This window comes from Maribacter sp. 1_2014MBL_MicDiv, from assembly GCF_001865655.1.
Classification (GTDB): Bacteria; Bacteroidota; Bacteroidia; order Flavobacteriales; family Flavobacteriaceae; genus Maribacter; species Maribacter dokdonensis.
In genome coordinates, this window is sequence record NZ_CP011318.1 from 1,042,309 (window position 1) to 1,060,639 (window position 18,331).

General features: G+C 36.6%; 13 protein-coding genes. 4 read left to right on the forward strand and 9 right to left on the reverse strand.

All coding sequences use genetic code 11. The annotated features are described in order from the left end of the window. Positions 1 to 77: 77 nt before the first annotated feature. The 7 genes from YQ22_RS04305 to YQ22_RS04335 all read right to left on the reverse strand — a co-directional run bounded on the left by YQ22_RS04305 (position 78) and on the right by YQ22_RS04335 (position 11,489). Positions 78 to 1,700, reverse strand: coding sequence for a sulfatase family protein (locus YQ22_RS04305; RefSeq protein WP_071340193.1), 1,623 nt, complete (start codon positions 1,698 to 1,700; stop codon positions 78 to 80). 121 nt (positions 1,701 to 1,821) lie between these two features. After that, positions 1,822 to 3,321, reverse strand: coding sequence for a rhomboid family intramembrane serine protease (locus tag YQ22_RS04310; protein WP_083414189.1), 1,500 nt, complete (start codon positions 3,319 to 3,321; stop codon positions 1,822 to 1,824). Between the two features lie 107 nt (positions 3,322 to 3,428). Then, complete coding sequence (locus YQ22_RS04315) at positions 3,429 to 5,372, reverse strand: CocE/NonD family hydrolase (RefSeq protein WP_198033511.1); 1,944 nt, start codon at positions 5,370 to 5,372, stop codon at positions 3,429 to 3,431. A gap of 361 nt (positions 5,373 to 5,733) precedes the next feature. Further along, positions 5,734 to 5,940 carry a hypothetical protein gene (locus YQ22_RS04320; RefSeq protein ID WP_071340195.1) on the reverse strand — a complete coding sequence of 69 codons (207 nt, stop codon included), beginning with the start codon at positions 5,938 to 5,940 and terminating at the stop codon, positions 5,734 to 5,736. Between the two features lie 450 nt (positions 5,941 to 6,390). Then, positions 6,391 to 7,647: a methionine adenosyltransferase gene (gene metK / locus YQ22_RS04325; RefSeq protein ID WP_071340196.1), complete on the reverse strand. Its 1,257-nt coding sequence runs from the start codon at positions 7,645 to 7,647 to the stop codon at positions 6,391 to 6,393. Between the two features lie 262 nt (positions 7,648 to 7,909). After that, positions 7,910 to 10,591 carry a TonB-dependent receptor gene (locus tag YQ22_RS04330; RefSeq protein ID WP_071340197.1) on the reverse strand — a complete coding sequence of 894 codons (2,682 nt, stop codon included), beginning with the start codon at positions 10,589 to 10,591 and terminating at the stop codon, positions 7,910 to 7,912. Positions 10,592 to 10,631: 40 nt separating this feature from the next. Next, entirely contained in the window at positions 10,632 to 11,489 is an 858-nt protein-coding gene (locus YQ22_RS04335; RefSeq protein WP_071340198.1) for a GLPGLI family protein, read from the reverse strand. A gap of 193 nt (positions 11,490 to 11,682) precedes the next feature. Here YQ22_RS04335 and YQ22_RS04340 point away from each other — a divergent pair, with 193 nt between their 5' ends. From YQ22_RS04340 to YQ22_RS04350, 3 genes are read left to right on the forward strand one after another with little or no spacing between them, the layout of a single operon-like run. Further along, positions 11,683 to 12,297 carry a deoxynucleoside kinase gene (locus YQ22_RS04340; RefSeq protein WP_058105302.1) on the forward strand — a complete coding sequence of 205 codons (615 nt, stop codon included), beginning with the start codon at positions 11,683 to 11,685 and terminating at the stop codon, positions 12,295 to 12,297. Between the two features lie 26 nt (positions 12,298 to 12,323). After that, entirely contained in the window at positions 12,324 to 13,298 is a 975-nt protein-coding gene (locus tag YQ22_RS04345) for an aminodeoxychorismate synthase component I (RefSeq protein WP_071340199.1), read from the forward strand. Continuing rightward, entirely contained in the window at positions 13,282 to 13,881 is a 600-nt protein-coding gene (locus YQ22_RS04350) for an aminotransferase class IV (RefSeq protein ID WP_071340200.1), read from the forward strand. The genes YQ22_RS04345 and YQ22_RS04350 overlap by 17 nt, the downstream gene beginning before the upstream one ends. A 3-nt stretch (positions 13,882 to 13,884) precedes the next feature. Here YQ22_RS04350 and YQ22_RS04355 read toward each other — a convergent pair whose 3' ends face one another. Then, complete coding sequence (locus tag YQ22_RS04355; RefSeq protein WP_335626708.1) at positions 13,885 to 14,910, reverse strand: App1 family protein; 1,026 nt, start codon at positions 14,908 to 14,910, stop codon at positions 13,885 to 13,887. 213 nt (positions 14,911 to 15,123) lie between these two features. Here YQ22_RS04355 and YQ22_RS04360 point away from each other — a divergent pair, with 213 nt between their 5' ends. Then, complete coding sequence (locus YQ22_RS04360; RefSeq protein WP_071340202.1) at positions 15,124 to 15,828, forward strand: energy transducer TonB; 705 nt, start codon at positions 15,124 to 15,126, stop codon at positions 15,826 to 15,828. A 55-nt stretch (positions 15,829 to 15,883) separates the two neighbouring features. On the opposite strand, the gene YQ22_RS04365 is transcribed toward YQ22_RS04360, so the two are convergent. After that, a complete protein-coding gene (locus tag YQ22_RS04365) occupies positions 15,884 to 18,310 on the reverse strand; it encodes a sodium-translocating pyrophosphatase (protein WP_071340203.1) in 2,427 nt (808 codons plus the stop codon). Positions 18,311 to 18,331: the final 21 nt, after the last annotated feature.

Genomic DNA, 18,331 nt, shown 5'->3' on the forward strand with positions numbered 1-18,331 from the left:
CTAAAGAAAAATTAGTTTAAGAGCACTCGTACTGACATTTTACTATAAACGAACAACGAGAAACTAGAAACGATCAACTACTCAATCATCCCTGCGCTCTTATATTTATCTATATACATCTGATCTTGCTCCGGGGAGTCTTTATATTTTTTACGAAGCGCAATTAAATCTTTCTTTAATTTTTTAACGGTATCTGCGTAGGCAGGGTCGTTGTAGACGTTATTCATTTCCTTTGGGTCCTTCAATCTATCATACAACTCCCACTCATCAACATCATAGTAGAAATGTACCAATTTAAATTCCTTATTCACAATACCATAGTGACGCTTTACCATATGAACAGATGGATATTCGTAATATTGATAATACACGGCATCTCTAGTCCATTTTTCTTTTTCGCCTTTCAATAAGGGAATTAAACTTTCGCCTTGCATATCACTAGGCGACGTGATGCCTACAGCTTCTAACATTGTCTGTGCAAAGTCTAAATTCTGTACCATTTCATTTTCTACCGCCCCCGGTTCAACTACATTGGGCCAACGCACTAATAAAGGAGTTTTGAACGATTCGTCATAAATAAATCGCTTATCAAACCAACCGTGTTCCCCTAAATAAAATCCTTGATCAGAGGTATAGATCACTATGGTGTTTTCCGCCAATCCGCTTTCATCCAAATAATCCAATAAGCGACCTACATTATCATCTACCGAAGAAATACTACCCAAATAATCTTGCATATAGCGCTGATACTTCCATTTCATTTTCTCGGTATCGTTCATTTTTGGCCAATTGTTGTAGAAAAAATCATTGATGGAATCTAACACCGGATCATACAATGCTTTTTGCTCTGCCGTTGCACGGTTATACGGACCGTAAAAACTATTGGGAAATTCCTCCACTACCGGTAAAACCTTACCCTCCATTTTAGCCAAGGTTTCCGGTCTGATCTTACTATCATGACTATACATCATGTGTGTCAACAAATTCATTTCTGCCGTCTTTGCCGCCGACCCTCTATTGCTGTAATCATCAAATAACGTTTCTGGCTCCGGGAAGGTTTTTTTCGTGAACTCCTTGAACTTATCCGGTCTTGGCCACCACGGTCTGTGCGGTGCCTTGTGCAAGTACATCATCATAAAAGGTTCGTCATTGGACGCTTCTTCTTTCAACCAATCTAGTGATACATCTGTTATGATATCGGTAACATAGCCTTGCTTGGTTATGGTATCACCATTGGTAACTATAAAATCTGGATTAATATAGTGCCCTTGACCCGGCAAGATCATAAACTCATCTACCCCTTTTGGATTATTGCCAAAATGAAGCTTACCGAACATCGCCGTTTTATACCCATTCTTTTTAAAGATTTGCGGAAAGGTCACCTGTGTAGTATCGAACGGAAAATAATTATCCACTTTCCCGTTGATATGAGTGTGCTTGCCTGTTAATATGGTTGCACGAGAAGGCGCACAAATAGAGTTAGTAACACTGGCATTGGTAAACAGCATGCCCTCTTTTGCCAAGCGATCAATATTGGGTGTTTGCAACAATTTATCATCATATGCGCTTATGGCCTGATACGCATGATCATCTGACATGATGAAAATGATATTGGGCTTTTTAGCATTGCTTTTTTGCGCCTTAGTCTTAAATGGCAGCAAGAAAAGTAGGACTGCAGCGGTTAGGATTAGTTTTTTCATTTTGGTTGTTGTTCGTTGTTGTTGGTTGTTGGTTGTTGGTTGTTGGTTGTTGGTTGTTGGTTGTTAATAAAAGTAAGGCTAATTTAAAGAGGAAAAACTGTAAACCGAATTATCATATAGATTAAAATTCTTTCTTCTCCTTTATTCTCAACTGCTCCTTATTTGCAAAAACAAAAATAGCCCCTATCACAAAACCACTTATCAATCCACCAATATGCGCTGCATTATCCACCGATTTAACTATACCAAACAACAAGCTTAATCCAATAACTAGACCTAAAAATATCCCTACAAATTTTCTCATATAATCTGAGAAAATTTTAAATACAGCGAAAGCCAGCATTACACCGAACAAACCAAATATAGCACCCGAAGCACCAACACTTACAACATCCTCGTGCCAATAAATACTTGCTAAACTGGCAAAAATTCCACAAACAATATAAACCAAAATAAACTTCATGTAGCCAATTAATTTTTCTAAAAAAACTATACTAAAGACTAAACCGAGTAAATTTTGGAATAAATGAAAAACACCAATATGAATAAAATTTGATGATAATAAACGCCAATATTCACCATTTGAAATTTCTTGTCTTCGATTTCCACCAATATCAAGTAACTCTTTAGTAGTTGGAGAAACAAAATCAAGACCTATAAATATCATAACTAAGAATACAATAATATTTAAAAATATAAGGACAGCACCACCTTTGTACGCTCCTATCGGATTCAAAAATTCAAGAAAATCTTTGAAATCATCATCCTTTAATGGTTTATTTCGCTTAAATCTATTTAACTCATTCTTGTCTATTTTCGGTAAAATAATCATAATCAAAATAATTAACGCTCCTATTAGAAAAGCAACTACCGTGTTCCTAAGTGAATTGTTATTTTCATTTTTAAACGCAACAATCTTAGGAGCTAAGAATATTTGATTATTCGCATTAACTCCAGGATATTCTTTTTCGACAGCATTTACAAAACCATCTCTTTCTTTGGAAATAGCTAATTTTTCAAAATAAGTAACCGCATAGAAATTGTAGGTATTAAATTCCTTGCTAGACCTATCCAAAAATTTTGAATACTCTAAATTCTTTCTCTGCTTGCTTAAATTATTATTAATAGTCCTTTTGTATTCAACACAATGCCAAACTGAAGTAGAACCTCTTAAAGGTGTAGCATAAAACAGATTAAAATTTAAACTTCCATTATACTTCCCAGTGGTCCTAACAGTTACATGGGAAAGGCTTGCATTATCCTCAACATCAAATGAATTTACTTTAAAATACTTTCCTCCTTTAATTTTAGATATATCAGATACATAATTTACTTCAATTAAATCATAAGATATTTTATCAACATATTCCTGACTAACTACCAAAGGTGCAGCTATTGCAGCAACCATGGCAAACTGATAACCAAAATAACCATCTCCGCCTTTTCCTCTAATTCGTAATAATCTAATCCTTTTTCTTAACCATATCAAAACGGATATCCATGGCAGAATAATAGGCATCCACAAATCAAGAATATCTTTTTTTAAGGGTAATAGACCTAATTTAATATCAAAAACCCACCGAAATAAACAATACGAAATAACCGTTCCTAATGATACCATTAGAAACGGAATATATATTTCTCGTAGTTTTATTTTTGAAGAATTCAATATCTAAGCATATAGAAACTAGTAAAAGAGTTTATTAGTCATTTTTAATAAATCCTAATTTACTCCAACACAGAAAACTCTATACTTGAATCTGTAAACACCGTATGTGTTTGGGTTTTAAAGTCCGACTCCTCAGCTTCAAAAATATTATCTACATAGGTTTGCGGATTTAAATCTATTAACGGAAACCATGTGCTCTGTACTTGTACCTGTAATTTGTGCCCTTTCTTAATGGTATGGAATACATCTTGCAACTTAATGGTTACATCTGTTTTTTCATTTGGCACAAACGGTTCTGGGTTGGCAAAACTATTTCTAAAACGACCACGCAACACTTCGCTACGTACCATTAAATGATAGTTGCTCATTTTTAAGTGATCTTGCATACCTTCATAAGCAGGTTCATCTGCTGGGTGTACGTCAATGATTTTTACGATCCAATCTGCAGCGGTACCTGTAGTAGCAACTTTTAGCTTCGCCAAAATATCACCCGCCAAGGTCAAATCTTCTTGCATTACGTCAGTTTCAAACACCAAAACATCACCACGGCGAGCTGCAAAACGCTGATCATCGGTCATATATTTTCTAGGTGTAAATACCGTTTTAATATCTTCTGAATAAGGTACCGGCTTTTTAATATCACTGATAAACTTTACTTCTTCCACTTCTTTTGGCTCAAAAGTCAGTTCTTGATCTGGAGATAAATACATATCCTTTTTCACGACACCTGCTGGCGGCCAAGTATCATAGGTTTTCCAATCTTTTCTACCGGTATCAAAAACGTAGGCTTCCGGCAAACCGCTATTCTTATCACCATTACCTTTTAAGAAATGATCAAAGAATTTGGTTTCTATATGTTCTTGGAAAAATTCAGAAATACCATCGCCAAAATAATAATTACCTACGGTATTCTGACCTTTTCTACGTGCCCATCCGCCGTGATCCCATGGTCCAAAAACCAAGGTATTATAATTATCGACATTGTACTTTTCTATATTCTTATAGGTTTCTAACGGTCCGTATAAATCTTCCGCATCAAATTCGCCCGCAACTACCATTGTGGCCACTGTTGGCTTTACATCTTTTAAATGCTGGATCAAGCCCTTGCTCTGCCACATTTCATCATAATTTGGATGCTCTTTAAGTTCGTTCCAAAAATAATCATCGGTAACACCCTCATTTGCCATACGTGGGGTATCGGCTGTTTCGTATTCAAAAAATCGATCTAAGTTCTTTAACGGTCCTTCATCTAAAAAGAATTGATATTGATCTTCGGTAGGTAAATCCGGCAATGTATACCAAGCCGTATCTATAGGCTTATCCCCATCTGGTCTTGGTGTACCAAACAATGAAGTAGCCCTAAAATAACTCAATAAATAGGCGCCATTGTGGTGGAAATCATCAAAAAAGAAATCGGCAATACTTGCCTGTGGAGATGCTGCCTTTAAAGCCGGATGCGCATCTACCACGGCATTGGTAGAATAAAAGCCAGGATACGAAATTCCCCAAATACCTACATTACCGTTATTATTCTCTACATTATTGACCAACCAATCAATAGTATCATAGGTATCTGAACTTTCATCGATATCCTGCTCCGTTTTTTTGTTGGGATTATAGGCGCGCATATTTTCATAATGCCCTTCACTTAACCAACGGCCGCGCACATCTTGATAGACCACTATATAGCCGTCTTGCATCATATGAATATTGGGCGCGATCTTTGATTTAAAATTACCCGCTCCGTAAGGCTGAGAACTATACGGGGTTCTTTGCATTATAATTGGGTACTCTTTTGAAGTATCTTTTGGCGAATAAATAGTGGTATGTAACGTAACACCGTCTCGCATGGCAATATCCACTTCCTTTTTTGTGTAGTTATCCTCTACGTAGGTATCAGAAACCTCAGCATTGGCTACTTTTTGTGTTGTTTTTCTACAGGAAATAAGTACTGTAGCTAGTAAAATGAACGTAAAAAACTGTTTGATGGTAAACTTTGACATGTCTTAAAGGTTTGAAATCTTAAAACTAAGAAAGTTTACTACTGTACGGAATAAAATTGAACCGAAAATTGCTAATTTAACTTTAGCTGTCTGTCAATCATTTTTAAATGAGAACAAGGCAAGAAGAATTGGACCGCAATATAACATTTACAGGGAACGAAATATTAAAATAAAGTTTTGATAGGTGGATAGGCACTGTACTTCTCACACAGGAAATTGAGAAAAGCAAAAGCATTTAAATCATAAACAACTTTCTCATTAGCATAACAATGCCGGTGAAAAAATCGCTTTTATATTCTTCAATGGTGGTCTCTTTTAGTAGTTGGTCTTTCATTAAAATAGTGTTTAGTTGGATCTAAATTTAATTAGAAAAAGGAATTAATACAACTGTTTCTAAATTTTCTATAGATTTTTCAATTTTAAATTCCGGATTCATTTCTACGGAACGATATTCGTATTTTGAGGTATCTAAAACTACATACTCAGAAATAAGGTCTGTATCTTTTGCACACGATTGGAACAATACACATAGCAAAATAGCTAAGAGAAAACGGGACATTTTAAGCATGGCATTCGTAGGTTAAGTTCATATTTTTATAGGTTTTAAAAGACAAAGACTCTTTTTAACAATGCGGAATACAAGCAGACATTTGGGACTTCAACCGGTATTTACATGGATAATTTTTTTACAGTACTAACATTTTCTTTATCTTCTAACTTGGCAAAATTTGGGGATTCACCAATAATTACAATTCAAATATATGTAATACTTTTCCTACAAAATAGATTTTGTGGTAAAACTATATAATCTTGTTGTGAAGAGGTGTTAATTGGCTTGTATGAATTATTGAGCACCAAAAACCACTATAAAAAAAATCTTTAAAAACAGCCCAAATATTCTTGATGTTTTACAATCTTTCCATAAATCAGTGCACAAAAAAATGCCCCGTAAAATACGAGGCATTTTTTATTCATTAATATGTAAGCACTAACCGTGCAAAACGGTTTCACTTTATACTTATATGCTAAACGCAGATTTTATCTCTGCTACTTTGTCTAATTTTTCCCAGGTGAACAATTCCACTTCTTTTTCAATACGACCGTTATATGGCGATTCAAAAACCTTGGTAATAGTTCTTGGTTGTTTACCCATATGACCGTAAGCGGCCGTTTCCAAATAAATAGGACTTCTCAACTTCAATCTTTCTTCAATGGCAAAAGGTCTCATATCAAACAACTCAGCCACCTTTCTTGCAATAGCACCATCACTCAACCCAACTTTAGAAGTACCGTAGGTATCTACATAAATAGACGTGGGTTCAACAACACCGATCGCATAGCTCACTTGTACCAAAATTTCATCAGCAACACCTGCAGCAACCAAATTTTTTGCCGCATGACGTGCCGCATATGCCGCACTACGATCTACTTTACTTGGATCTTTACCGCTAAAAGCACCACCACCGTGAGCTCCTTTACCACCGTAGGTATCAACAATAATTTTACGGCCCGTTAATCCGGTATCACCATGTGGTCCACCAATTACGAATTTACCTGTTGGGTTAATATGATATTTGATCTGATCATCGAACAATTTTTGGGTCTCTACCGGCAATTGTGCCTTCACCCTTGGAATAAGAATTGATATAATATCAGACTTTATTTTCGCTAACATTTTTTCATCATCGGCATCAAAAGCATCATGCTGTGTGGAGACCACAATAGTATCTATACGCTGTGGCTCATTGGCATCTGAATATTCTAAAGTAACCTGCGCTTTAGCATCTGGCCTTAAATATGAAATCTCTTCACCTTCTCTACGCAGTTCTGCCAGTGTATGCAAAATCTTGTGTGAAATATCTAACGCCAAAGGCATGTAATTTTCGGTCTCACTGGTTGCATAGCCAAACATCATACCTTGATCACCAGCCCCTTGCTCTTCCTTTGCTCCACGGTCTACACCTTGGTTAATGTCTTGAGACTGCTCATGAATCAACGAAATAACTCCACAAGAGTCTCCGCTAAACTGGTATTCACCCTTGGTATATCCTATTTTATTAATGACTTCACGAGCAATGTTCTGTACATCTAAATAGGTATCACTTTTTACTTCTCCCGCTAAAACTACCTGGCCGGTAGTTACCAAGGTCTCACAAGCAACTTTACTTTCTGGGTCAAAAGCAAGAAAATGATCTAATAAGGCGTCACTGATCTGATCCGCAACTTTATCCGGATGGCCTTCACTAACAGATTCTGATGTAAATAAATATGGCATAACAAACTTTTTATTCTATGGAGGGATTTGTATGAATGCCGAAAAGAAGTATGATGCGATAGGTATCTACATCAACTGCTTTAGCATTTTTTTCGCTTTATACCCTAAGGCTAAAACAGAGGTTGCAATCAGTCAAATCCCTCCTCTTTTTTTTAATTCAGATGCAAAAATAGAAAAAATGTTCTGTTCCTTATCTTAATATGATGTTATTTATTGACCCAATTAAAATTAAGGCTCTTTATCCTGCTAGAATCATCAAATATTATATATCATATTTTACAGAAAATAGCACATACCTAGGTTGTACAAAATACGCCTGTGTACTAAAGTAAAGTTCATTGGTACTATCCCTATTCAATGTAGTGGTATTCAATAAATTGGTACCCTTAATACCATATTCCCAACGGCTATCTTTCTTTTGATAGGTTAAATTGGACTCTAAAAAACTATAGGTATTGGTTATGGTATCTTCCTTATCCGTATAATTATAATAGTCATAATCTACGGTAAAAATAAAGTTCTTTAAAAAACTGGCATCAAAACGGGCATAGGGCCTACTGGTGTAAAAGGTAGTTTCCAAATCACCATTTTCATAATTGTTTACGGTGTACCTATACCCCAACTCCAAGTTAGGCGCATTTTTAAAATTCGTAGAAAGTGCGCCCGTATAATTCTGTGTCAAAGAATTTGAGGTTCGCTGCTCATCATCAACAAGGTTATTGGTGGTAGACCAACCTAAATTACCTTGCACCGATGCTTTTATCTTACCAAAAGTACGCTCATATTTTCCGTTTGCCGTAAAAGATTCATCATCGAAATTAGAGTTGATGGTACTACTGACCCTGTTGATACCAACTATGTTCACTCCGCTTTTTAAGGCATCTATTCGTTTAGTGTATGCCACGTTGGCAAAAATATTGGTGAAGTTGAACATGTTAAAACTGAAAAAATTCAACGACACATTATGATTCAACGCACTTTCCAGATCCCGGTTACCACTGTACAGCGAATTATAGTTGTTCAACACATAACCCTGAGCAAAATTGCTTACATCTGTAAACGAACGGGTTACTTGATAATTGAATCGTAAGTTTTCTGACTTTTTAAGCTGGGCGTTTATATATACATCTGGCAACAATGACGTTAAATTATCCTTGACCACACTACCCAATTGCTCATTTTTTACATTAAACTGGTGTAAGGTAACACCCGGATTAAACGTGAAAATTCCTGAAATAACCTTATAATGTAAGCCGGCATAAACATCTGAAACATGAAAGGCAACGTCATTACCAAAATCATTGCCATTCATATTTAAAACATCTTCATTATCTAAAATCTGAAATATGTTCGAATTAAAGTTTTGATTGCTCTGTGTGGTACCCAAAGTCAAATTAATATTGCTTTTGCTACCCAAAACCCTGTAATAATCCACTTTTGCGTCCACCTTATTGGTGACTACTTGTTTTGCCTGATTAATGTTATACAACTCTTGGTTCTCATCTACCGGAAAAATATCTACAAAGGCAAACTCGTTTCTAATTGCTTCATAAAATGGATCTTCATCTTGATACAAATATTGCGCCTCTACGGCAAAAATATTCTTATCGCTCAAAGTATAGTAAATGTTCAGATTTTGATTTACTGATAACGGTTTTTGTTTCTTCACCTCTGCAATCTCATCAGTTATAGATGAAATGGACAGTACGTTTACTTCTTCAGTATCATCAGATTGTTTTAACAATGCGTCATAATCTAACTGAAAACTATCATTTGGCTGATATTTGGCACTCAATTTAGCCAGACCCAAATGTATTGTTTGATCTGTATTTGATGTAGTACTTTCCACATCATTACTGGCAATGTAAGATGTAACTCCTTCTGATTTTAAAATGGTACCGGTGTACGAATAAATACCGAAGCCACTTAAATCTAATCCCTCCATGGGTGCATAGCTAAAATTTGCGGCGGCAAATTTTGTGTCAATATCATTTGCCCTATTATTCTGGGCAGACGAAAGCCCTAAGCCATCTGCCCCTGTAGAAATAGAACTACCTCCTCTTGAATTTAGATTTCTGAATCCACCGGTAAAATTCCTATAATCATTACGGGTAAAAGGTACTTCACCAATATTGTTAAGGTCAGTGATAATATTAATACTGTATTTAGGACTGTAATAAAACAATTTTGGATGGGCCAAATACCTATCATCTGGACCATAACCGGCAGTTAACTCCCCAAACCAAAAATTCTTCTTCCCCTCTTTTAGTTTAATATTCAGGGCCACATTATCATCGTCATTGGTGAGTCCCTTCATTTGTGAAACCTCATTAAAATTACGTAACACCTCTACCTTACTTAATGCATTAGCTGGAATATTTTCTACCGCCAATTTACTATCGCCATCAAAAAAGTCTTTGCCCTCTACCATGACCTTGCTCACGGTTTTACCCTCTACCTCAATTTGGCCGTCATCGTTAATTTCAATACCGGGAAGGTTCTCAAGTACATCTTTTAATTTTTTTTCGGTACCGGATACAAAGGCATCCGTATCATACACAATAGTATCCCCTTTTACCGAAACCGGCATTTCATAAGTAACATCTACCTCATCTAATTGTGCCGCTTGCTCTTGCAAAACAATATCCTTTATCGCATCATTCTGCCCAGCGGTAAAAGTAAACGACTCCGGTTTAAAACCAAGATAACTCACTTTAACCGTGTATTGCTCACCAGTTTTCAACTTCAATTTAAATTGCCCTGCATGGTTGGTTATACCGTAAGACTCCAAACCTTGTGTAGCCGTATTGATCGCAATGACGTTGGCCATATCTACACCAACCCCTAAACTGTCCTTAACCGTACCGGACAATGAAATTTCTTGGGCCAAGGCAACAGCAGACGTCACCACTAGCAATAGTGTTAAAAGCACTTTGTTTCTCATGTAATAGGTATAAATTGAAATGAATTAAAAAGCACTTTTATTAGTTTGGCCTACCGCCACCACGACCACCTCTATTCCTGAAATTCTCTCGCATTTCTTTCATCTTTTCTTGAGAAATCTCATCATACTCTGCCTGGCTGACCTTTTTTCCTTTGCTAGGTGCTTTTATTTCCATTTTCTCCGAAGGATTCATTGTAATCTCCGAACACACAATTGTGGTGATATCATCGTTCACCGCCAATATTAACCCCGGCAAACCCCAATACAGACCAGGACCTTGATTTATAGGAATTTCGGGAGTATACCAAGCAACGATCTCTACTTCTTTAATGGTAAATTCAGCTTCTTTCTCCTTCTCTTCATTATCTTGCCCGCCTCTACCAGGTCTTCTAAAAATGGCACTCATATTGGGTCGCTTTATAGTCTTTGTTGCCGTTGCCTTGAACGCCGTATAATTTCCTATTTTTTTAGACTCGCCACCCATTTTCCACTCCAAGGTCTCCAACTCATCATCGATCAAGAAAATCTTTCCCAAAAGCTCGTTCTTTATCAAATACCTTTGCTCTTTTATATTTTTATATAAATCGCCATCTGTACCGGCCACAGCTCCAAACCGCGGTCCACGACCACCACCTCTTTCTCCAGGTTGCTCTAATTTCTCTTCTTCTTTATAAATAGATGCTGTTTTATCAAAGCTGAGTATAAAGGTTTTCTCGTTTGCCTTTTTAATACGCTCCATCATCTCCTTTTTTCGGTCCTCTGGTATATTTCGGTTTCCAAAATCAAAATTTACCTGAGTTTTACTCTGGTATACCGCTTTTCCTTGAAAATCCTGTGCATGCAAGTTTATGCCCATACAAAGGATTATAAAACTCAAAAACCACTTATATATCTTCATGTGTACGTATTAGAATGCTTGTATGACACCAATTTTAGCTTTTGGTTTAATTGAAGTATGTTAATAATTACGTTGCTTTCATTTTTTTTATGCCATACAACAAATATGTTTTTACTTCCTGTTGTTATCTTGTATCTTGTACCATCGAATTCTTCTTGGGAACAAGAACACAACCATTAATCAATTTAATTCTATGCACATAGCAGTTGCCGGAAATATCGGTGCAGGAAAAACGACCCTAACCAGATTACTTGCAAAACATTATAATTGGGAAGCTCATTTTGAAGATGTAGTAGAGAACCCTTATTTAGATGATTTTTACAATCAAATGGAACGTTGGAGCTTTAACCTCCAGATTTACTTTTTAAATAGTAGATACCGCCAAATTTTACAGATCAAGGAAAGCGGTAAAGAAATTATACAGGATAGGACCATTTACGAGGATGCACATATTTTTGCGCCCAACTTACACGCTATGGGTCTTATGACCAATAGGGATTTTCAAAATTACTCTAGTTTATTTGATCTAATGGAAAGCCTGGTGGATCCACCAGACCTTCTCATTTACCTACGCAGCTCTATACCTAATTTGGTAAAACAAATTCATAAGAGAGGCAGGGAATATGAAAACACCATTTCCATTGACTATTTGAGCAGGTTGAACGAACGTTACGAAGCTTGGATACATGGCTATAACAAAGGCAATTTATTGATCATTGATGTAGATGATTTGGATTTTGTGGACAACCCTGAAGATTTAGGAAGTATTCTAAATAAAATTGACGCTCAAATCAACGGTCTATTTTAGGTTCATTTTTGCAAAGCCCGAAACCATTGGAAAATTTTGAACATAAAGTTACCCGCTTTCTTCAAGATGGAGTTCCCTTTTTATTTATCATAGATTTTGACAAAACAACGAAACAGGTTTTTACGTTTGAAGAAGCTGCTAACGAAAATATCTTTTTCAATATAAAGGGTAACGGCAATGATGGAAATCTAGCTTCTTCATCTTTAGAAAAATTAAATTTTGACCTGAAACCAACATTGGTTTCAGAAGAAATTTACAAGCAAGCTTTTTCATCAGTAAAACATGAGTTAAAAACAGGTAATAGCTTTTTATTAAACCTTACCTTTCCAACGGCGCTTGACACCCCGTTAGAACTAAAGGAGATTTACCAAAAAGCGCATGCGCCATATAAGCTTTTATATAAAGATCTATTTGTTGTTTTTTCACCTGAGTGTTATCTTAAAATAAAGGAGGACAACATATTCTCTTATCCAATGAAAGGTACGATCAACAGCAATATACCCAATGCCAAAGAGTTGTTGTTATCCAATAAAAAAGAGCTGTATGAGCATAACACCATTGTTGATCTAATTAGAAATGATCTTTCTATGATCGCAAAAAAGGTTAGGGTAAATAAATTTAGGTATGTAGATAAAATTAAAAAAGAAGATCAAGAATTACTACAGACCAGCACGGAAATACAGGGAGAGCTTCCTAAACACTGGAAAGATGAATTTGCCACATTACTATTAAAAACATTACCCGCAGGATCAATTAGCGGGGCTCCTAAAAAGAAAACTTTGGAAATTATCTCAAAGGCAGAAATAACACCGCGTGGATTTTACACGGGAATTTTTGGGGTTTTCGACGGACAACAAATCGATAGTGCGGTCAGCATTCGATTTATTGAAAAAATTAACGATACGCTTTTCTACAAAAGTGGTGGCGGTATAACCCACCTTAGCGAAATGGAAGAAGAATATCACGAACTTTTAGAAAAAATATATGTACCCATTATTTGAATCTGTTTGTATAGAAAATAGTGAAATTAAAAACGAACAATACCACGAAGCTAGATTTAGAGCTTCTTACATGCAACAATATAAAACCCACCCAACCTATTCTTTATTTGATGGTATTCACCTTACCAACTTAGACAATACATTAAAATACAAGTTACGTATTGGCTATAAACAGCACGGTACCCGTTTTTCTATTTCCGAATATGAAAATAGCATAGCCACCTCTCTTCAATTGGTTAATGATGATACTATTTCATACGCCGTTAAAAGAAACAATCGTAAAAAATTGAACAACCTTTTTAAGCTACGTGACCAATGTGATGATGTTTTGATCATTAAGAACGGATTTATTACCGATGCCTCTTACGCTAACATTCTACTGACCGATGGCGAACATATTGTAACCCCTTCTACCCCTTTACTTGAAGGTACTTGTAGAGCTAGGTTATTAGATGAAAATAAAATAACGGAAAAAAGAATTTCAACGGCCGATTTACAACATTTTAAAAGCTTTCAATTGATCAATGCTCTAAATGATTTTGGTGACACCAGATGGAACCCTATCAAGAATATAAAGAATTAAACCTTATATAAATCCGTTTTTCTTGGCGTGCTGTATAGCTTCCTCGGTTTTATTGACCATTAAAAATGGAATATCCTTAAAATCCGCAAAGAGATTTTCTATTCGTGCCATACGTTTGGAATGATTTACGCTACGCAAATAAATAGCTTTTATCCTGCCCGGAAATAGAGTTGATATCTCTTGATAGATATCACCATCTTTTTCACCACTATCACCAATTAAAATAAATGGCAAATTGGGATAAGACATGAGCAAATTGCTGATTTCCTTTTGTTTTTGCGGTTTTTCATCACTTTTCTTTCGCATTTTAAAACTTGCCATACTTCGTAAAAGAACCGGACCTTTAGGAAAATTGTTAGTTTTTAAAAAGAGCTCCAAATACCTGTATAAGTTCCATGGGCTATGGCTTACGTAAAAAATAGGGTTGGCCTCATCGCCAGATTTGCCTAAATGTAATTTTGTATAAAAATCCGAAGCTCCTTCCAATTGAGAACGTTTTGTAGCCCTTTTGAACATGGTATTTATAATAACCTTCCATTTTAAAGAAGATACTACACCGGTATGCAAAATGGTATCATCTATATCACTGATTACCCCAAATTTTGCATTAGCACTGGGTATTAGCATTTCTCCAGGAAACCTATTCTTTAAAAGAATCTCCCTTTTTAATTTGGTATTACTAAATGACAACTCAAATTTGACCCAACCTTCTTCATTTGCCAAATTTTGCAGTCCTTCAATATTCTCATCAATTAAATAATACCCATCATTATCAGTAACACCTTGCACCGTGTTGCCATTTGAAAAAGTAATCTTTATTGGTGCATTTTTAATTTCATCGGTCTCAAAACGTTTCCAGGTATTCTTCATTAAATTGAAAATCCCTTTTTGATCCAAATCGATATTTTCATCTTCAATCGCTCTACCCCTTACATACAAACGTGTAGCACTCCCATACGACTGAAAGTTGATGATCTGAAGTTTATCTTTCTTAAAAATACCCATGGCGTTAAAATTACGGTCTTTCAACAACCTTTAAAATATTTATTTCAAGAATTATCAATTTACCAGCCTATCAAAGCCATTAAACTTTTGAAAATATTTTGTTTAGACCATTCACTCATTCAAAACAAGGGTTAGCTCATTACTCATTTTAGCGGCAACACCTATGCTATACTTTTAAACAAGTAAAAGGAAAAATAACCTGTCTTGTTCACACAAGTCAAAAAAAAATGAAAGATTATGAGACCAAAAAAGAATCCACAAAAAGATCTAAACAAAAAAAGCGGAACATTCTTCGTGATTGGACTATTATTAGTACTAGCCATGGTATACACCGCCTTGGAATGGAAATCCTTTGACCCCATCAATCAAATAGATGTAGCCCTGAACAAGGTTGATGATTCCATTATTGAAGAAGCGACTATTATTGAATTAAAGGCAACCCCACCGCCAAAACCAAAGGTCTTACCTATTGAAATAGAGATCATAGAAGATGATGAACCTATTATCGAAACTGAGGTTATTGCAATTAAAGTTGACACCGACACGAAAATTGTAGACCCCTCTGATTTTGAAGTTATTGAAGAACCAGAAGAAGTAAAAGTAATTTGGACAACTATTGAAGAGGTTCCTATATTTCCTGGTTGTGAAAGCGCAGAAGACAAACGCGCCTGCTTCAATGAAATGATGCAAAAACACATTCGTAAAAACTTCCGCTACCCAGAACTAGCTCAAGAAATGGGAATTCAAGGTAGAGTAAATACTCAATTCATGATTAACAACGATGGTACCATCGGCGCTATTCAAAAAAGAGGTCCGCACGATGTACTAGAAAAAGAAGCCGTAAGAATTTTATCTAAACTACCTAAAATGACACCAGGTAAACAAAGAGGCTCTGCCGTAAAGGTTTCATTTGCCATACCAATTACATTTAAACTAGAATAGTTTAAAAACAAAAAACCATCAGCTAGGCTGATGGTTTTATATATAAAGCGGGGAATTATTGTTTATTGATCTCCACTTTTTCAATAGTTATTTCGGTTGCCGTACCCTTCTTTTCAATGGTAGCCTTTTCAAATGCCTTCAGCTTTTCTTCGACTTCGCTCTTAGTTCCGCTGTAAACAACTTCTTCCGTAACCAATTCCCCATCAACAGTTGTAGCATAAGTCACAATGGCCTCTACCAATTGTTCACTTTCAACATTCATTTCTATTGTCACTTCTTTTGTATTGTTCACCATAGCAACTCCATCTTCTGTATGTCCGCCTAAGATTGGCGCAATGACCAAGCCGATCAAACAGGTTAATTTAATCAAGATATTCATTGACGGTCCAGAAGTATCTTTAAATGGATCACCGACAGTATCACCAGTTACAGCTGCCTTATGAGCTTCTGAACCTTTATAGGTCATTTCCCCATTAATTTCAACACCGGCTTCAAAAGACTTCTTAGCATTGTCCCAGGCACCACCAGCATTGTTCTGAAAAATTGCCCATAATACTCCGGAAACTGTTACACCGGCCATGTAGCCGCCCAACATTTCCGCAATGGCCAATTTGTTCATTCCGAACAATAATGGAGCAAAAGCAATAACCAATGGAAAACCTATTGTCAACAGACCCGGCAACATCATTTCTTTTAAAGAAGCCTGAGTAGAAATTGCCACACATTTATCATATTCCGGCTTACCCGTACCTTCCATAATACCAGGTATATCCTTAAACTGCCTTCTAACCTCATGTACCATTTCCATAGCGGCCTTACCCACGGCATTCATCGCCAAAGCAGAGAATACTACCGGTACCATACCACCAACGAACAACATTGCCAAAACCGGAGCTTTGAAAATGTTGATGCCATCAATTCCGGTAAACGTAACGTAAGCAGCAAATAATGCCAAAGAAGTTAACGCTGCGGATGCAATGGCAAAACCTTTACCCGTTGCGGCAGTCGTATTTCCTACAGAATCTAAAATATCGGTTCTTTCCCTCACAATTGGTTCTTGCTCACTCATTTCGGCAATACCCCCTGCATTATCAGATATTGGTCCAAAAGCGTCAATAGCCAACTGCATAGCAGTTGTCGCCATCATTGCAGATGCCGCCAAGGCAACACCGTAAAACCCCGCAAAGGCATATGATGCCCATATTGCACCAGCAAACAAAAGAACAGATGGAAAAGTAGAGATCATACCCGTTGCCAAACCTGCAATAATGTTTGTACCGGCACCTGTACTTGACTGTTGAACTATTTTTAAAATTGGGGATTTACCCAACCCCGTATAATATTCGGTCACCGAAGAAATTACGGCACCTACCACCAACCCTACCAAGGTGGCATAGAATACGCGCATAGATGAAATCTCAATTAACCCCTCACCAAAAAATTCCATTTTCATGGTTTCGGGCAACATCCATGTTACTAAGGCAAAACAAGAAATGGCAACTAAAACAATAGATGTCCAATTACCAATGTTCAAAGCACCCATTACCTGAGCTTCTTTCGCCTCATTATCTTTTATTTTAACGAGCATAGTACCAATTATGGATATGATAATTCCAGCACCCGCAATTGCCATTGGCAACAGAATTGGTCCAATTCCGCCAAAAGCATCAGAAATGCTACCGCCCATATCTTTAATTACATAATTACCCAAAACCATTGCAGCCAGTACCGTTGCCACGTAAGACCCGAACAGATCAGCTCCCATACCGGCAACATCACCAACGTTATCACCCACGTTATCAGCAATAGTGGCCGGGTTCCTAGGGTCATCTTCAGGAATACCCGCTTCTACCTTACCTACCAAATCTGCACCAACATCAGCAGCTTTCGTATAAATACCACCGCCTACACGAGCAAACAATGCAATTGATTCTGCTCCTAAGGAAAAACCTGCAAGTGTTTCCAGCACTATGGTCATATCCATAGTAGATGTCCAAACGCCCCCCATAAAAAACTGAAAAAAGGCAATAAAGAATATGGTAAGTCCCAATACGGCCAAGCCGGCTACACCAAGTCCCATAACCGTACCACCGCCAAAAGAAATTTTTAATGCATTTGGCAAACTAGTACGTGCCGCCTGTGTAGTCCGCACATTGGTCTTTGTTGCTATTTTCATTCCAATATTACCTGCATATGCAGAAAATATAGCTCCAAATACAAAGGAGATTACAATTAGCCAATGTGTTGTTGGGACAACAAAAGAAACAATTGCAAGTAAAACACTCACTATAACCACAAAAATTGATAAAAGTTTATATTCTGCACTTAAGAAAGCCAAAGCCCCTTCATAGATATAATCTGATATTTCTTTCATTTTTCCATCTCCGGCATGTTGTTTCAATACCCAAGATCTTTTAATACCCATGTAAATTAGGCCTAGTACTGCCATAAGAATTGGCATGTAAATCATTGTTGACTCCATTTAATCTGTTGTTAGTTGTTA